Origin of the sequence: Streptomyces sp. NPDC004134 (assembly GCF_042874195.1) — a bacterium.
Lineage (GTDB): Bacteria > Actinomycetota > Actinomycetes > Streptomycetales > Streptomycetaceae > Streptomyces.
In genome coordinates, this window is sequence record NZ_JBIAMS010000011.1 from 131,982 (window position 1) to 147,167 (window position 15,186).

At 74.4% G+C, this 15,186-nt stretch carries 15 protein-coding genes; 11 read left to right on the forward strand and 4 right to left on the reverse strand.

What is annotated here, in order from left to right; translation table 11 throughout:
• The first annotated feature begins 81 nt into the window (after window positions 1-81).
• Window positions 82-702 carry a bifunctional 4-hydroxy-2-oxoglutarate aldolase/2-dehydro-3-deoxy-phosphogluconate aldolase gene (locus tag ACFYVJ_RS16455; RefSeq protein ID WP_388891660.1) on the forward strand — a complete coding sequence of 207 codons (621 nt, stop codon included), beginning with the start codon at window positions 82-84 and terminating at the stop codon, window positions 700-702.
• Between the two features lie 259 nt (window positions 703-961).
• Here the strand turns inward: ACFYVJ_RS16455 and ACFYVJ_RS16460 are convergent, their stop codons facing one another.
• Entirely contained in the window at window positions 962-1,969 is a 1,008-nt protein-coding gene (locus ACFYVJ_RS16460) for a Gfo/Idh/MocA family oxidoreductase (RefSeq protein ID WP_388891663.1), read from the reverse strand.
• A 98-nt stretch (window positions 1,970-2,067) separates the two neighbouring features.
• Between ACFYVJ_RS16460 and ACFYVJ_RS16465 the strand changes: the two genes are divergently transcribed.
• The 8 genes from ACFYVJ_RS16465 (at window position 2,068) to ACFYVJ_RS16500 (ending at window position 9,447) form a co-directional block, all read left to right on the forward strand.
• Complete coding sequence (locus ACFYVJ_RS16465; protein ID WP_388891665.1) at window positions 2,068-2,832, forward strand: GntR family transcriptional regulator; 765 nt, start codon at window positions 2,068-2,070, stop codon at window positions 2,830-2,832.
• Between the two features lie 164 nt (window positions 2,833-2,996).
• On the forward strand, window positions 2,997-3,998 hold the full coding sequence (locus ACFYVJ_RS16470) for a sugar ABC transporter substrate-binding protein (RefSeq protein ID WP_388891668.1): 1,002 nt from the start codon (window positions 2,997-2,999) through the stop codon (window positions 3,996-3,998).
• Window positions 3,995-5,047 (forward strand): ABC transporter permease, encoded by a 1,053-nt coding sequence (locus ACFYVJ_RS16475; protein ID WP_388891671.1) that lies wholly within the window; start codon window positions 3,995-3,997, stop codon window positions 5,045-5,047. The genes ACFYVJ_RS16470 and ACFYVJ_RS16475 overlap by 4 nt, the downstream gene beginning before the upstream one ends.
• Window positions 5,044-5,910: an ATP-binding cassette domain-containing protein gene (locus ACFYVJ_RS16480; protein WP_388891674.1), complete on the forward strand. Its 867-nt coding sequence runs from the start codon at window positions 5,044-5,046 to the stop codon at window positions 5,908-5,910. The genes ACFYVJ_RS16475 and ACFYVJ_RS16480 overlap by 4 nt, the downstream gene beginning before the upstream one ends.
• 257 nt (window positions 5,911-6,167) lie before the next feature.
• Complete coding sequence (locus ACFYVJ_RS16485) at window positions 6,168-7,289, forward strand: ROK family glucokinase (RefSeq protein WP_326799238.1); 1,122 nt, start codon at window positions 6,168-6,170, stop codon at window positions 7,287-7,289.
• Between the two features lie 65 nt (window positions 7,290-7,354).
• A complete protein-coding gene (locus ACFYVJ_RS16490) occupies window positions 7,355-7,897 on the forward strand; it encodes a hypothetical protein (protein WP_388891676.1) in 543 nt (180 codons plus the stop codon).
• Window positions 7,898-7,918: 21 nt separating this feature from the next.
• Window positions 7,919-8,563 carry an MBL fold metallo-hydrolase gene (locus tag ACFYVJ_RS16495; protein WP_388891678.1) on the forward strand — a complete coding sequence of 215 codons (645 nt, stop codon included), beginning with the start codon at window positions 7,919-7,921 and terminating at the stop codon, window positions 8,561-8,563.
• A 92-nt stretch (window positions 8,564-8,655) separates the two neighbouring features.
• Window positions 8,656-9,447 carry an exodeoxyribonuclease III gene (locus tag ACFYVJ_RS16500; protein WP_388891835.1) on the forward strand — a complete coding sequence of 264 codons (792 nt, stop codon included), beginning with the start codon at window positions 8,656-8,658 and terminating at the stop codon, window positions 9,445-9,447.
• Window positions 9,448-9,495: 48 nt separating this feature from the next.
• On the opposite strand, the gene ACFYVJ_RS16505 is transcribed toward ACFYVJ_RS16500, so the two are convergent.
• Window positions 9,496-11,307, reverse strand: coding sequence for an SGNH/GDSL hydrolase family protein (locus ACFYVJ_RS16505; RefSeq protein ID WP_388891681.1), 1,812 nt, complete (start codon window positions 11,305-11,307; stop codon window positions 9,496-9,498).
• A gap of 177 nt (window positions 11,308-11,484) precedes the next feature.
• On the opposite strand from ACFYVJ_RS16505, the gene ACFYVJ_RS16510 reads away from it, so the two are divergent.
• Window positions 11,485-11,931 (forward strand): DUF6278 family protein, encoded by a 447-nt coding sequence (locus ACFYVJ_RS16510; RefSeq protein WP_388891684.1) that lies wholly within the window; start codon window positions 11,485-11,487, stop codon window positions 11,929-11,931.
• Between the two features lie 21 nt (window positions 11,932-11,952).
• On the opposite strand, the gene ACFYVJ_RS16515 is transcribed toward ACFYVJ_RS16510, so the two are convergent.
• Window positions 11,953-12,699 carry a GntR family transcriptional regulator gene (locus ACFYVJ_RS16515; RefSeq protein ID WP_388891687.1) on the reverse strand — a complete coding sequence of 249 codons (747 nt, stop codon included), beginning with the start codon at window positions 12,697-12,699 and terminating at the stop codon, window positions 11,953-11,955.
• 133 nt (window positions 12,700-12,832) lie between these two features.
• The gene (locus tag ACFYVJ_RS16520) at window positions 12,833-13,576 is read right to left on the reverse strand and encodes a hypothetical protein (RefSeq protein ID WP_388891689.1); all 744 of its coding nucleotides are present in this window, start codon (window positions 13,574-13,576) and stop codon (window positions 12,833-12,835) included.
• Window positions 13,577-13,725: 149 nt separating this feature from the next.
• On the opposite strand from ACFYVJ_RS16520, the gene ACFYVJ_RS16525 reads away from it, so the two are divergent.
• Complete coding sequence (locus ACFYVJ_RS16525; RefSeq protein WP_388891692.1) at window positions 13,726-15,174, forward strand: hypothetical protein; 1,449 nt, start codon at window positions 13,726-13,728, stop codon at window positions 15,172-15,174.
• Window positions 15,175-15,186 lie beyond the last annotated feature (12 nt).

The window sequence follows — 15,186 nt, forward strand, 5'->3', positions numbered from 1 at the left end:
GTACGGCCGTACCCGCGCCGGAGCAGCGCAGCACCGCGCACCGCTCGGAGACGCCCAGAGAGAACAGCCGGAGGAAACACCGTGTACCGCTGGGAGATCACCCGGGCCGCGCTGGAACAGCGGGTCGTCGCCATCGTCCGCAGCGACACCTACGACGGTGCCGCCGCCACCGCCGACTCGCTGCTGTCCGCCGGGATCAGCAGTCTGGAGATCTCGCTGACCACGCCCTTCGCGCTGGAGCTGGTCAGCTCGCTGCGCCGCGAGGTCGGCACGGAGGCGGTCATCGGCGCCGGTACGGTCCTCGACGCCGCCTCGGCGCGGCTGGCCGTCGACGCCGGTGCCCGCTACCTCGTCGCGCCCAACCTCGACGCCGACGTGGTCGCCACCGCGCACCGCTACGGCATCCCGGTCTTCGCGGGCGTCGCCACGCCGACCGAGATGGTGCGCGCGCTGGAGCTGGGCGTGGACGTCATGAAGCTCTTCCCGGCCTCGGCGCACGAGCCGGGCTGGGTCAAGGACGTACGGGCCGCGCTGCCGCAGGCCGCGGTGCTGCCCACCGGCGGCATCTCGATCGCCGAGGCACCCGACTGGATCGCCGCGGGCGCGGTGGCCGTCGGCATGGGCTCGGCCCTCTCCGGCGGCGACCGCGAAGAGGTCGCCAAACGCGCCACCGACCTCCTCTCCCGCCTCACCCCGGCCTGACGGCTCCCGCCGGGGCGGGCGCCCCGGCGATCGCAGACGGCGAAGGCGACGGCACGCGCACGAGCCATCTCCGCGGCGAGTTGGCGCGGATCGTCGCGGAGGCCCGGAGAGGGGCGCGGCGCGCGCAGCGCCGCGGCAGGCTCTGGAACGCGACGTTCCTGACGCACAGGTTCCCCGCCGCCGTCGGACCCGCGCGTGCAGCCGACGGTCCCGCAGTCGCCACCCGTCTGACGCGGGCCCCGGCTTCCCGCCCGGAGGGTTACGGCGCGGCCGCGATCTCCTCGACGCGGACCGGGCGGCGTTCGCGGCGGGAGAGTTCGCATGCCTCCACCACGTGCAGCGCCGCCAGCGCCTCCGCGCCGTCGCACGGGTTGGCCAGCTCGCCGCGGACCACCCGGACGAACGCCGCCAGCTCGGCCTCGTACGCCGGGCCGAAGCGCTCCAGGAAGCCCTGCCACGGCTTGCCGGTCTGCGCGGGCGCGCCCGGCTCGACGGAGGTGAGCGGCGTCCGCTCGTCCAGGCCCACCGCGATCTGGTCGCGCTCGCCCGCCAGTTCCATCCGCACGTCGTAGCCCGCCCCGTTGACGCGGGTCGCCGTCGCGGTGGCCAGCGTGCCGTCGTCCAGGGTGAGCAGCGCCGCCGCGGTGTCGACGTCGCCGGCCTCGCGGAACATCGCCGGGCCCGCGTCCGAGCCCGCCGCGTACACCTCGGTGACCTCACGGCCCGTCACCCACCGCAGCGCGTCGACGTCGTGGATCACGCAGTCCCGGTACAGCCCGCCGGACAGCGGCAGGTACGCGGCCGGCGGCGGCGCCGGGTCGGAGGTGGCGGTCCTCACGGTGTGCAGCCGCCCCAGGCGCCCGCCGCGCACCGCCTCGCGGGCCGCGGCGTACCCCGCGTCGAAGCGGCGCATGAAGCCCATCTGCAGCACGATCCCGGCCGCCTCGACCTCCGCGAGCGCCGCCCGGGTGCCCGCCAGGTCGACGGCGATCGGCTTCTCGCAGAACACCGGGAGACCGGCCCGCGCCACCGCCCCCAGCAGCTCCGCGTGCGCGGCGGTGGCGGCGGCGATCACCACCGCGTCCACCCCCGCGGCCAGCGCCTCGGCGGGCGTCGCGACCGCCTCGGCGTCCGTACGGGCCGCGACCTCGGCGGCCCGCGCCGGGTCCGCGTCGGTGACGACGAGGGAGGTGACGTCGGGGTGCCGCCGCAGCGCGGCCGCGTGGAAGGCGCCGATCCTGCCGGTGCCGAGGAGTCCGATGCGCATGGCCTCAAAATCTCCCGTGGCCAGCGGGATTGTCAATTGTCAGGACAACCTGACGTGAAGCCTTCCGGTGGCCCGGCCCGACCGTTACGCTCCGGAGCGTGACGAAGCGCGGCACAGGCCCCGTCCCGGCCCTCCGGCTCGGTGTGGACCGCAGCAGCCCGGTCCCGCTGTACTTCCAGTTGTCCCAGCAACTGGAGGCGGCGATCGAGCAGGGGGCGCTGACCCCCGGCAGCCTGCTCGGCAACGAGATCGAACTGGCGGCCCGGCTCGGCCTGTCCCGGCCCACCGTGCGGCAGGCCATCCAGTCGCTGGTCGACAAGGGGCTGCTGGTGCGCAAGCGGGGCATCGGCACCCAGGTCGTGCACAGCCAGGTGCGCCGCCCGCTCGGCCTGACCAGCCTCTACGACGACCTGGAGGCCGCCGGGCAGCGCCCCGCCACCCGGGTGCTGGGGGTGGCCGAGGTGAAGGCCACCGCGGACGTCGCCGCGGCCCTCGGCATCGCCGAGGGCACCGACGTCGTCCGGGTGGACCGGCTGCGGCTGACCCACGGCGAGCCGGTCGCCGTGCTCTGCAACCACCTGCCCGCCGCGCTGGTCGGGCTGCGCGCGGACGAACTGGAGGCGACGGGGCTCTACCGGGTGCTGCGCGCCGCCGGCATCGCGCTGCACAGCGCCCGCCAGCGGGTCGGCGCCCGGCCCGCGACGGCCGCGGAGGCGGAGCGGCTGGGCGAGGAGGAGGGCGCGGCGGTGCTGACGATGGAGCGGTTCACGTACGACGACACGGGGCGCGGGGTGGAGTTCGGCTCGCATCTCTACCGGGCCTCGCGCTACAGCTTCGAGTTCCAGTTGCTCGACCGGGGCTGACCTGGCGGGGACCCACGGGGTGACTCGCGGGTAGCCGCGGGTCAGAATGATCGGACAAGGCATTGACTCGGCCCCCGCCCCCGGCTAGAACACCTCCAGCCGCCACGCGGGCGGCGGGGGACGACCAGGGAAGAAAGGCGGGTATCCAGATGGCGCGCAGCCGTATGGCCCGTAGCACGCGCGTGTTCGCGGCGGTGGCGACGGCCACCCTGCTGGCAGTCGCCGCGGCGGGCTGCAGTGACTCCGGCGGCAAGGACGCCGAGGAGAACGACGGCGGCGGGGGCGGCGGCGGTGGCGTGAACACGCCCCGCATGGAGATAGCCATGGTGACCCACTCCGCACCCGGCGACACCTTCTGGGACATCGTCCAGAGCGGCTCCAAGCAGGCCGCGGCCAAGGACAACGTCGAGTTCCTCTACGCCAACAGCGAGAAGGACGACGAGCAGGCGCGGCTGGTGCAGACGTTCGTCGACAAGAAGGTCGACGGCATCATCGTCACGCTCGCCAAGCCCGAGGCGATGAAGAGCGCGGTGCAGGCAGCCGTGGACGCCGGCATCCCGGTGGTGACGATCAACTCGGGCGCGGAGTTCTCCAAGGAGTACGGGGCCCTGAGCCACATCGGCCAGGAGGAGTCGGTCGCGGGCGAGGCGGTCGGCGAGGAGCTGAACGAGCGCGGCGGCAAGAAGGCCGTCTGCGTCATCCACGAGCAGGGCAACGTCGGCCTGGAGCAGCGCTGCGCCGGCGTGAAGAAGACGTTCTCGGGCTCGGTGGAGAACCTGACCGTGGACGGCGCGAGCAAGCCCGCCGTGCTCTCGGGGATCCAGGCCAAGCTGGAGGCCGACGGCGGCATTGACTCGGTCGTCACCCTCAACGCGGACGTCGCCGCCTCCGCCGTCGAGGCGAAGGACGCCTCCGGCAGCAAGGCGGAGGTCGCGACCTTCGACCTGAACGCGGCCGTGGCGGCGTCGCTGGAGAGCAAGGAGCTCAGCTTCGCCGTGGACCAGCAGCCCTATCTGCAGGGCTACCTCGCGGTCGACGAGCTGTGGCTGTACGAGACGAACGGCAACGTGATCGGCGGCGGCCAGACCGTGCTGACCGGTCCCGCCATCGTCACCGAGGAGGACGCCCCGGACCTGAAGAAGTTCACGGAGCGCGGCACCCGATGACCGTCACCCTCCCGGCGGAGCCGACTCCGAAGGCGCCGGACGAACGCGTGCTGCACGCCTCGCCGCTGCACCGGCTGCTCGGCCGGCCCGAGCTGGGCTCGGTGATCGGCGCCGTCGCGGTCTTCCTCTTCTTCGCCGTGCTCGCGGACAGCTTCCTGTCCAGCCTGGACACCGTGCTGTACGCCGCCTCCACCATCGGCATCATGGCGGTGCCGGTGGCGCTGCTGATGATCGGCGGCGAGTTCGACCTGTCGGCGGGCGTGCTGGTCACCTCCGCGGCGCTGACGTCGACGATGTTCGCGTACGAGATGACCGCCAACATCTGGGTGGGCGTCTTCGTCTCCCTGCTGGTCACCCTCGCCATCGGGTTCTTCAACGGCTACATGCTCGTCCGCACCGGGCTGCCCAGCTTCATCATCACGCTGGGCACGTACCTGATGCTGTGGGGCGCCAACATCGGCATCACCAAGAGGATCCAGGGCACGGTCTCGACGAAGTCCATCTCGGACATGCAGGGCTTCGAGTCGGCGCGGGTGCTCTTCGCCTCGTCGATCGACGTCGGCTCGTTCAAGCTGCGGGTGACGATCCTGTGGTGGATCGGGCTGGTCGCGCTGGCCACCTGGATCCTGCTGCGCACCCGCTGGGGCAACTGGATCTTCGCGGTCGGCGGCGGCAAGGACGCGGCCCGCGCGGTCGGCGTCCCCGTGCAGCGCACCAAGATCGGGCTCTACCTCGGGGTGGCGGTGGCGGCCTGGATCTCCGGGCAGCACCTGCTGTTCTCGTTCTCCGGCGTGGTGCAGTCCGCGGAGGGCCGCGGTCTGGAGCTGCACTACATCGCCGCGGCCGTGATCGGCGGCTGCCTGCTGACCGGCGGCTACGGCTCGGCGATCGGCGCCGCGGTCGGGGCGCTGATCTTCGGCATGGCCAAGCAGGGCATCGTCTACGCGCAGTGGGACTCGGACTGGTTCTGGTTCTTCCTCGGCGCGATGCTGCTGCTGGCCACGATCCTCAACTCCTGGGTACGCAAGCGCGCGGAGGCGGCCAGATGACCAAGGCCACGGACGACACGGCCGGGGGCGGCCCGGCCGCGGGCGACGCCGCCGCCGGCGGGGAGGCCGCCGGGGCCGCCGCGGGCCGGCCCCTGGTGGAGCTGGCGGACGTCAGCAAGTACTACGGCAACATCCGCGCGCTCGAAGGCGTCTCCCTCCAGGTGCACCCCGGCGAGATCACCTGCGTGCTCGGCGACAACGGCGCGGGCAAGTCCACCCTGATCAAGATCATCTCCGGGCTGCACCGGCACGACGCGGGCAGCTTCCGCATCGACGGCCGGGACTCCCGGCTGTCGAACCCCCGCGAGGCGCTGGACCGGGGCATCGCCACCGTCTACCAGGACCTCGCGGTGGTGCCGCTGATGCCCGTGTGGCGCAATTTCTTCCTCGGCTCCGAGCCGACGCTGGGCCGCGGCCCGCTGCGCCGGCTCGACGTGCGGAAGATGCGCGCCACCACCCACGCCGAGCTGCTGCGCATGGGCATCGACCTGCGGGACGTGGACCAGCCCATCGGCACCCTGTCCGGCGGCGAGCGGCAGTCGGTGGCGATCGCCCGGGCGATCTACTTCGGCGCCAAGGTGCTGGTCCTGGACGAGCCGACCGCGGCGCTGGGCGTCAAGCAGTCCGGCGTGGTGCTGAAGTACGTCGCCGCCGCCCGCGACCACGGCCTGGGCGTCGTGCTGATCACCCACAACCCGCACCACGCCTACCTCGTCGGCGACCGGTTCATCCTGCTCAAGCGCGGGGCCATGGCCGGCAGCCACGCCCGGGCGGCCATCACCCTGGACGAGCTGACCCGGCAGATGGCGGGCGGCAGCGAGCTGGAGCAGCTCAGCCACGAGCTGCAGCGGGAGAGAGCCTAGCCGCGGCGGAAGAACCGGGCCGCGGCCGGGGAAACGGGCCTGACCACGCCCGACCCCGTACGCCGGGGCCGCCGCCGCAGCACGCGGCGGCGGCCCGCGGTCCCGCCGCCGCCCCCTGCCCACTCCGCCGTGCGAGGGAGGGGGCCCGTGAGGCAGAATCGGCACACGTCAGCGACTCCCGACAGGGGAAGGGGCCACCCCTTGCGATCACCCGCACCCACCGAGCCGCATCCCCGGCCCGGGCGAGGGGAGCGCCCGTGACGGCCGCCGAGAGGACACCGCACGGCAGCACCGCCCGCGCCACCGTGCTGCGCAGCGTGAGCCACCGCGAGCGCCGCTCGCACCTGACCGCGCCCCGGGTGCCCACCGTGGGCATCGACATCGGCGGCACCAAGGTCGCCGCGGGCGTCGTCGACGCCGACGGGCACATCCTGGAGCGCGCGACCACCGAGACACCCGACAAGTCCAAGAGCCCGAAGGTCGTCGAGGACGTGATCGTCGAGCTGGTCCTCGACCTCTCCGAGCGCCACGACGTGCACGCCGTCGGCATCGGCGCGGCCGGCTGGATCGACGCCGACCGCAGCCGGGTCCTCTTCGCCCCGCACCTGTCCTGGCGGAACGAGCCGCTGCGCGACGCGCTCTCCGAGCGGCTGCGGGTCCCCGTCATGGTCGACAACGACGCCAACGCCGCCGCCTGGGCGGAGTGGCGCTTCGGCGCCGGCCGCGGCGAGGACTACCTCGTCATGATCACGCTGGGCACCGGCATCGGCGGCGCCATCCTGGAGGACGGCCAGGTCAAGCGCGGCAAGTACGGGGTGGCCGGCGAGTTCGGCCACATGCAGGTGGTGCCGGGCGGGCACCGCTGCCCGTGCGGCAACCGCGGCTGCTGGGAGCAGTACAGCTCCGGCAACGCACTGGTCCGCGAGGCCCGCGAGCTGGCGGCGGCCGAGTCCCCGGTCGCGTACGGGATCATCGACCGCGTCAAGGGCAACGTCGGCGACATCACGGGCCCGCTCATCACCGAGCTGGCCCGCGAGGGCGACGCGATGTGCATAGAGCTGCTCCAGGATATCGGCCAGTGGCTCGGCGTCGGCATCGCCAACCTCGCCGCCGCCCTCGACCCCTCCTGCTTCGTCATCGGCGGCGGCGTCAGCGCCGCCGACGACCTGCTGATCAAGCCCGCCCAGGACGCCTTCGGCCGCAGCCTCACCGGCCGCGGCTACCGGCCCGAGGCCCGGATAGTACGCGCCCGCCTCGGCAACGACGCCGGGCTGGTCGGCGCCGCCGACCTCGCCCGCCTGGTGGCCCGCAGGTTCCGCCGCACCAACCGCCGGCGGGTCGAGCGCTACGAGCGGTTCGCACAGGTGGTCGGCAAGTGACCCTGCAGGACTCCGGCGAGCGCCCCGTGCGCAGCCACGAGCCAGAGCCCGCCCAGAATGGGCACATGCCCCACCGCCCCCCGCGCCGCGTCGCCCGCTCCTGGAAGGCGTACCTCGCCATCGGTCTGCTCGTCGGCATCCCGCTGGTCTACGGCTGGATCTCCACCCAGCAGAGCCGCGAGAGCGGCCGCGACAAGGCCGAGCGCGCCGCCTTCACCGACATGGAGCCCGGCTGGCCACCGCGCCTGCTGCGCCGCATCTACCAGGTGCCCGTCCCCGGCGGCGCCGAGTACATCCGCTACCTGGAGCGGAACGCGCTGCACGACAGCGCCCTGTACGTCGACTTCATCGCCCCGCAGGAGTCCGTGGACGAGTACCTGGAGACGACGTTCTCGCGCTCGGACGTACGGCCCCTGCCGCGGCTGAAGGACGGGCTCAACCCCATCACCCCCGCGCAGGCGGACACCGTCGGCTGGGACTTCACCGAGGGGGACTGGTCGGGGCTGAAGCTCAAGCAGCCCGGCGCGCGCCCGGACGTGTCCATCGTCGTCAACACCGCGGACCCCGAGAACCTCGTGGTGCGTACGGTGTCCACGACGGAGTACTGACGAGGAGTTGTCACCGGCATCATGGAATTGACGAAGAAGGGGCACTCCTGCGTCCGGCTGGCCAAGGACGGCGCGGTGCTCGTCATCGACCCCGGCGGGTACAGCGAGCCGGACGCGGCGGTCGGCGCGGACGCCCTCCTCGTCACGCACGAGCACCCCGACCACTTCGACGAGGGCCGGCTGCGCGCCGCGCTCGACGCCAACCCGGCGGCGCGGTTGTGGACGCTGCGCAGCGTGGCGGAGCAGGTCTCCGCGGCGTTCCCCGGGCGGGTGCACACCGTCGGCGAGGGTGACGTCTTCACCGCCGCCGGCTTCGAGGTCGAGGTGCACGGCCAACTGCACGCCGTGATCCACCCGGACATCCCGCGGGTCACCAACGCCGGCTATGTCGTGGACGGCGCCGTCTTCCACCCGGGCGACGCGCTGACCGTGCCGGACCGGGACGTCGAGACGCTCCTGCTGCCGGTGATGGCGCCGTGGAACAAGGTGGCCGAGGTCATCGACTACGTCCGCGCCGTCGCCCCCCGCCGCGCCGTCGACGTCCACGACGCGCTCCTCTCCGACCTCGCACCGCAGCTCTACGGCCGCATGCTGGGCCCGGCAGGACCGGGCGTGGGCGGCGCGGAGCACATCCGGCTCGAACGGAGCGCGACCCTCACGGTGTAGCCCTCCCGCCCCGGGGACCGGGGGGTCGGGGCCGGGCGACGGGTGCCCCGGGCCCGGTGTCAGAGGTGCGGGGTAGGTTGTGGGACATGGCTGTGCGCATCGCTACGTGGAACGTCAACGGCATCAATCCCCGGCTGCCCCGCATCCTGCAGTGGCTTGAGGAGACCGCGCCCGACGTGGTGTGTTTCCAGGAGCTGAAGTGCACCGAGGAGGCGTTCCCCGGCGCCGCCCTGGCCGGCCTGGGGTACGAGGCGGCGATCCGCGCCGACGGCCGGTGGAACGGGGTGGCGGTCGTCTCCAAGGTAGGACTGGCCGACGTCACCGTGGACCTGCCCGACCAGCCGCAGTACGAGGACGTGACCGAGCCGCGCGCGCTGGGCGCGACGTGCGGCCCCGTGCGCGTCTGGTCGCTGTACGTGCCGAACGGCCGCGACGTCGGGCACGCCCACTACGCGTACAAGCTGCGCTGGCTGGAGGCCCTGCGCGCGATGGCCGCGCAAGAGGCCCCGGGGGAGCGCCCGTACGCCCTCCTCGGGGACTACAACGTGGCGCCCAAGGACGAGGACGTCTGGGACATCTCCCTCTTCGGCGGGCACACGCACGTCAGCGAGGCGGAGCGCACGGCCCTCGACGAGCTGCAGAAGTCCGCGGGACTCAGCGAGACCTACCCGCGCGCGCTGAAGTACGACATCCCCTTCACCTTCTGGGACTACCGCCAGCTCGGCTTCCAGAAGAACAAGGGCATGCGCATCGACCACGTCTACGGCAACGCGGCGTTCACCGCCGCCGTCACCGACTCGTACGTCGACCGGGAGGCGCGGCGGCCGGGCAAGGACAAGAACCCGTCCGACCACGCCCCCGTCGTCGTCGATCTGGACCTCTAGGCCGTCACCGGCCGCCGGGCCGCCGGGCGCCCGGTGCGGTGAGCGGCGCTACGAACGCGGCACGAGCAGCCGCAGGTCGATCGAGTCCGCCGCCGCCTTCAGCCCCGCGGGCCCGGGGTGGAGGTGGTCGCCGCTGTCGTACGCCGGCAGCAGCCGCTGCGGCCGTCCCGGGTCGCGCAGCACGGCGTCGAAGTCGAGCATCGCGTCGAACTCCGCCTCCGGCCCGCTGGCGTTGGCGCGGATGTACTCGTTGACCGCGGTGCGCCGCGCGTCGACCGCGGGGCTGCAGTCGCCGTAGCCCTCGCACGGCGCGATGGTCGCGGCCACCACCCGCAGCCCGCGCGCCTGCGCCCGCTCGGAGATGCTGCGCAGCCCGGCGATCACCTCGTCCGCACTGGTGCCCGCGCGGACGTCGTTGATGCCCTCGAAGACCACGACGGTACGGGCCGAGGTCTGGGCCAGCACGTCGCGCTCCAGCCGGTGCTGGGCGCTGACGCCGCCGACGTCGCTGCTCACGCCGTCGCCCTTGTACCGGTCGGTGACGATGCGGTTGGCGGAGATGCCCTGGTTGAGGACGCCGTAGCGGGGCACGTCGTCCTGCGCGCGCAGCCGGCCGGCGAGCACGTCGGGCCAGCGCTGGTTGGTGCCGGTGCCGGAGCTGTGCCCGTCGGTGATGGAGTCGCCGAGGGTGACGACGGAGCCGGGGCCGCCGCTGACGTCGATGCCGGTGAGGAACGGCCAGGTGCCGACGGTGCCGGTGAAGGCACCGGCGCCGGTGTCGGCGGCGCGGTTGCCGCTGCCGTCGGCGCTGATGTACGAGGTCTGCATGGCCAGCGCGTGCACCGGCGCGGCGCTGACCGTCTCCGGCAGATGGATGCTCACCAGCAGGTTCGACCCGGGCGGCACGGTGAAGCGGGCCGGGTCGCTGACCGCCTCGGCGCCGGCGGCGACCGTGGTGCCGGTCCTGCCGCCGAACGTCAGCGGCACCGGCCGGCCCGCGGTCGCGGCGCCCTCGCCCTGCACGGCGACGGTCGCCTGCCCGAACCGCACCGGCGACGCGGCGAAGGTGTTGGCCAGCCGCACCCGGGTGCGGTCGCCGCCCGCGCCGGCGTGCACCACCAGCCGCAGCGTCCGGTCCTGCCACGGCCCCACGGCGGTGTAGCCGGAGGTGCTGGCGGCCCAGCTCCCGGTCCAGCCGGTGGCCTCCGCCCGTACGGAGGCGGCGAAGACGTGCAGGTCGGACTCGGGTCCCGGGTCGTCGGGCAGGGTGAGCGAGGTGATCCGCTTGCCGCGGGTGACCGGCACGGTCACCGCGTACAGCCGGGTGGCCTCGGCCCGCGGCCCCCCGGGGGTGTTGAGCCGCGGCAGGGCCAGCGCCTTGGTGGTCAGCGGCCCGGCGCGCCAGTCCGGCGCGGTCAGGGTGTACGGGCTGGAGCTGCCGTCCGCGTACCGCACGGTGCCGGTGCCGGAGACCCCGGTGCCGGGACCGCCCGCGGTGGAGCCGGCGACGAGCAGGGAGACGGCGTTGCCCGTGCCGCGCAGCGCGACGGACTGGCCGTCGGCGACGACGTTGTCGGGTGCGCCGCGGCCGTAGCGCGGCAGCCGCAGCCCGGCGGCGTCGATGTCCAGCTTGCGCCCGGGCGTCCAGCCGGCGGCGGCCAGGTCCCGGGCGGACAGGGAGCTGCCCGCGCCGTCGAAGTCCGCGGCGCCGGGGTCGGCGTCGTCGCTGACGGCGGTGTTGTCGAACAGCTTCGCCAACGGCTGCGGCCCGCCGGGCCGTTCGGCGGCCTGGGCGGCCACCGGCACGGCGGTGGCGGCGAGGGTGAGCAGGGTGGCGGTGGTGACGAGGCGAATCCGCAAGGTGGCCCTCCGGGTCCCGGTTCGGCGTCTCGACATGACCAGTTATCTCAGGGGGGCGCAATGAAGCTAAAGAGACACGAGTGAACGGTCAAGACGGCGTTCCGGGAAACACCTGGTGAGCGAATCGGATCCGCGCGCCTGTGGTGCTCCCGCCTGCCCGGATGCGAGGGTGGGGGCATGAACATCTCCTTCCTCGACAACTGGCGTAGACGGCACGGCTCCGGGCGTGAGCAGCGGGCGTCGCACCGGGACACGTCGGTCGACCAGGAGGGCGTCACCGAGCTGCTGAGCGAATGCGAACTGCTGCGCGTCCAGGCGGAGTCGGCGGGCGTCGAGCTGGACGACACCCCGCGGTCGCTGGAGGAGCTGGACCAACTGCTGCCGCGCTGGCGGGACGACCCGGAGATCACGCCCTGGCTGGGCAGCGACGCGGGCCTCTACCTGGGCACGGTGATCGTACGGACGATCGCGGGCGCCCAGTGGGTGATCGACTCGCAGGACGGCGCGCCGGTGGTGCGGCTGTCCTCGGGGCGGGAGATGGACGTGCTGGAGATCGGCACGGAGTGGGCGGCGAACGGGGCGCCGGAGCTGTCCCAGATGTACGCGGAGGTCGCGGAGGGCTGACGCGCGCGGCGGTCCTGCCCGTCAGCCGGTGAAGGCGATGTCGTACTCCAGCCGCCAGCGGTCGGCCCGCACCACCGCCTCGGAGGTCTCCACCGCCCGGCCGCGCTCGTCGTAGTGGGTGCGCTCCACCGTCGTCACGCACTGCCCGGGCGCGCAGCCCAGCGCCTCCGCCTCCGCCGTCGTCGCCGACCGCGAGCCGACCAGCTCCGCGGCACGTACCACCCGGATCCCGATGGCCGCGAACCGGCCGCGGACGCCGCGCCTGGCGTACGGGCCGCGCTCGGGGAAGACCACGTCCGTGCCCTCGGTGAGGGCCAGCGGCTCCCAGCTCACGGCCAACTGCACCGGCTTGCGGTCGGCCAGGTACTCGTACTGCGTGCACATCACCCGGTCGCCCGCCGGGATCCCGAGCCGGCGCGCCGCCTCCCGCGGCGCGGGCGCGGGCGTGGAGACCGCCTCCCAGGTCAGCGCCACCCCTTCGGGCACGAGCCGGGCGGCGAAGGGGGAGTCCACCGCGCCCGTGCTGCGCAGCAGGCTGCCCACGGGCCTGCGGTCGGCGACGAACACGCCGCGGCCGAACTGCCCCTGGGCGTAGCCGGCGGCCTTCAGCACCCGCACGGCCCGGTCGACGGTCTGGTCGCTCGCCGCGTACGCGCGCTTGAGCTGGGAGCGCGACGGGATCTGCGCCCCCACGGACAGCTCGCCGCCGTCGATCCGCTCGCGCAGATCGTCGGCGATGCGCTGGTACACCGGCTTGGCGTCGCCCATACCCGGGGGCTCCTCTCCCGCAACTCGCCCGACAGGCTAGGTACTCAGGGAGCGAATGCGTACCTAGGTCGGCACCATCGCCGCGGCGGCCGCCGGGCGTGCGCTCCGGCCGCGCGGGCGCGGCGGGGCGGGGTCACGACTTGCCGTGCTTCCCGTTCGGCTGGGGCGGCGGCGTCTGCGCCTGCTTGGTCACGTCGTCGACGAGTTCCACCACATCGGGTCCGTACGACTGCGAGTTGACGACCTTCAGCAGCAGGACGAAGGAGCTGCCGCCGTACTTCCGGTGCAGCCGGCTCTCGTTCTTCACCAGATAGCGCATCGCCGCCTGGTTGGTGATGGAGCGCTGGCCGCAGGAGAGGAAGACCGGCCTGGCCTCCTGGCCCGCGGACAGCCGGGCCAGCAGCACGTGCTCGCTGACGCCGTTCTCCAGCCGGTAGCGCTCCGTGCCCACCGCGAACGCACCGCGGTCGGGGCCCGGCTCGGGGTCGGTGTTGATCCGTACCCCCGGCAGCAGGGACTGCATGTGCGCGGCCATGCGGCGGTTGGATATCGGGGTGCCGACGCAGAACTCGGTGCGGTCGCCGAACGCCTGCTGCGCGGTGTCCTGCGCGACGACCTGCGCGTGCGCCCCGCAGGACTTGATCACCGCGGACAGCTCCAGCAGGGCGAGCGCGTCGTGCTTGGCCACGCTCCAGTCCCCGCCGCCGGTGTCCCGGTTCACCACCACCAGGGCCTCCGAGTTGCGCGGCAGCCCGAAGAAGCGCTCCCGGCGCCGGTGGCGGCGCCCGCCGAGGGAGCCGCGCGCGTACCACCCGAGCGCGACGCCGACCACGAGGCCGGCGGCGGCCGAGACGAGGACGAGGATGGGTTCGCTCATGACGGGGCATGCTAGCGGTCGTCCGCAACGTTGTTCGAGGCCGCCGTCCATCGGGTTCCGTTTACCACCGCCGCAAAGCCCCCGTAGCGCGGACGAAACAATGCGGGTGTCGAATGCCGGCCGTGGCGGAACAATCGGTGCCGCCGGAAATGGCGGAATTCGCACGATTCTTACGGCAGATCACGGGATGGCTGGACGAAGGGTCCGGCTGGTACGGAGTCTTTCGCCGCGGCGATCCCGACGGGCTGCGAGCCTGCCTGGACGGCTCCGTTCTGCCCCCGTGGGATGTCGTCGAGTCGCTCCTGCACGACCTCGCCGAGCACGGCGGCCGACGCACGGCGGACGCGGCGCTGCCGCGCGCCCGCGACCTGCACCGCGCCGCCGTCGCCGCCCACGACGCCCGCCGCCCCGACCACGCCGCCCTGACTGCGGTGCTCCGCGCCCGGCTCGCGGAGCACCGCGCGGCGGAGGCCGGCGCCGGGCGGCTGCGCGAGCGGCTGGCGGTGGAGCGCAACCCCTGGGCGGCGCAGCAACTGGAGTACGAGCTGGCCTGGGCGCGCGACGACGCCGCCCGCGCGTCCGCCCGCTGTACGGAACTGCGCGGCCGGATCGAGGCCCTGGCGCGGCAGGCGGCGGGACGGGAGCCCGTGCCACCGCCCCCGGCGGCACTCCGGGGCGCCCGGTTCGCGGGAGCGGCTTCTGCGCCGCCGCCGGTGCTGCCCGTCGTGGGCGGCGCGTACGAGGGCGTGCCGCCGGACGCCGCCGGGGGCGGCGCCGAGCCTGCCGCGAGTGCGGCCGGTGCCGGTCCGCCGCCCGGCGCCGGGGCCGCCGCGGCCGTGCCGCCCCCGCCCCGGAGCGCCCGGTTCCCCGGCCCGGGTGCCGAGGGGGCCGGCGGCCCGTCGGCGGTCGGGGCCCCGGAGCCCGCCGCCGGTGCCGCCGCCGTGCCCGCCGTACCGCCGCCCAGTGGCGCCCGGTTCGCCGGCGCCGGATCCGGGGGCGGCGGGCGGCGCCGGAAGGACGCCGCGGAAGCCGACCGTGCCGCCGCCCGGCGCGCCGCCGCGCGCCGGCTCGCCGGCGAGACCGCCGCCGCCGTGGCCGCCCTGCGCGACGCGGGTCGTACCGGCGAGGCGTACGCCCGGCTCAGCGCCGCCGCGGCGGGCCCGCCGGAGGCGCTGCCCGGCCTCGCCGCCGAACTGGAGCGCACCGCCGGCACCGCCGAGGTGGCGACCCTGCTGTGGGAGGCCGCCGCGCTGCCCCCCGAGCGGCTGACCGGAGCCGCGGACGCGTTCGCCGCCGCCGGCCGTTCGCGCGAGGCGCTGCAACTCGTCCGGCACGCCGCCGCCCGGCCCGTACCCGAGCTGGCCGCGATCCTCTCCGCCCTCCACCGCGCGGGCCGCGACCGGGAGTCGGAGGAACTGCTCGACGCCTTCACCGGCGCCCGCAGCACCGACGAGGCCGTCGAGCTGGCCGGGGCCGATCCCGGCCGGCTCGTGCCGCAGTTGCTGCGCGCCGCCCGCCGCGGGCCTGCCCAGCGGCACCGCAGGCTCGCCCACGCGATGCGCTCCGCGGGCCTGCCCGGTGCGCCCGAATCCGCCTGACCCGGCCCGTTC

Coding starts and splice junctions, on each gene's coding strand:
- ACFYVJ_RS16460 (WP_388891663.1), bottom strand. CDS start 1,969: ATGCGCATCGGACTCCTCGGCACCGGCAGGATCGGCGCCTTCCACGCG.
- ACFYVJ_RS16470 (WP_388891668.1), top strand. CDS start 2,997: ATGGCCCGTAGCACGCGCGTGTTCGCGGCGGTGGCGACGGCCACCCTG.
- ACFYVJ_RS16475 (WP_388891671.1), top strand. CDS start 3,995: ATGACCGTCACCCTCCCGGCGGAGCCGACTCCGAAGGCGCCGGACGAA.
- ACFYVJ_RS16480 (WP_388891674.1), top strand. CDS start 5,044: ATGACCAAGGCCACGGACGACACGGCCGGGGGCGGCCCGGCCGCGGGC.
- ACFYVJ_RS16490 (WP_388891676.1), top strand. CDS start 7,355: ATGCCCCACCGCCCCCCGCGCCGCGTCGCCCGCTCCTGGAAGGCGTAC.
- ACFYVJ_RS16495 (WP_388891678.1), top strand. CDS start 7,919: ATGGAATTGACGAAGAAGGGGCACTCCTGCGTCCGGCTGGCCAAGGAC.
- ACFYVJ_RS16510 (WP_388891684.1), top strand. CDS start 11,485: ATGAACATCTCCTTCCTCGACAACTGGCGTAGACGGCACGGCTCCGGG.
- ACFYVJ_RS16515 (WP_388891687.1), bottom strand. CDS start 12,699: ATGGGCGACGCCAAGCCGGTGTACCAGCGCATCGCCGACGATCTGCGC.
- ACFYVJ_RS16520 (WP_388891689.1), bottom strand. CDS start 13,576: ATGAGCGAACCCATCCTCGTCCTCGTCTCGGCCGCCGCCGGCCTCGTG.
- ACFYVJ_RS16525 (WP_388891692.1), top strand. CDS start 13,726: ATGGCGGAATTCGCACGATTCTTACGGCAGATCACGGGATGGCTGGAC.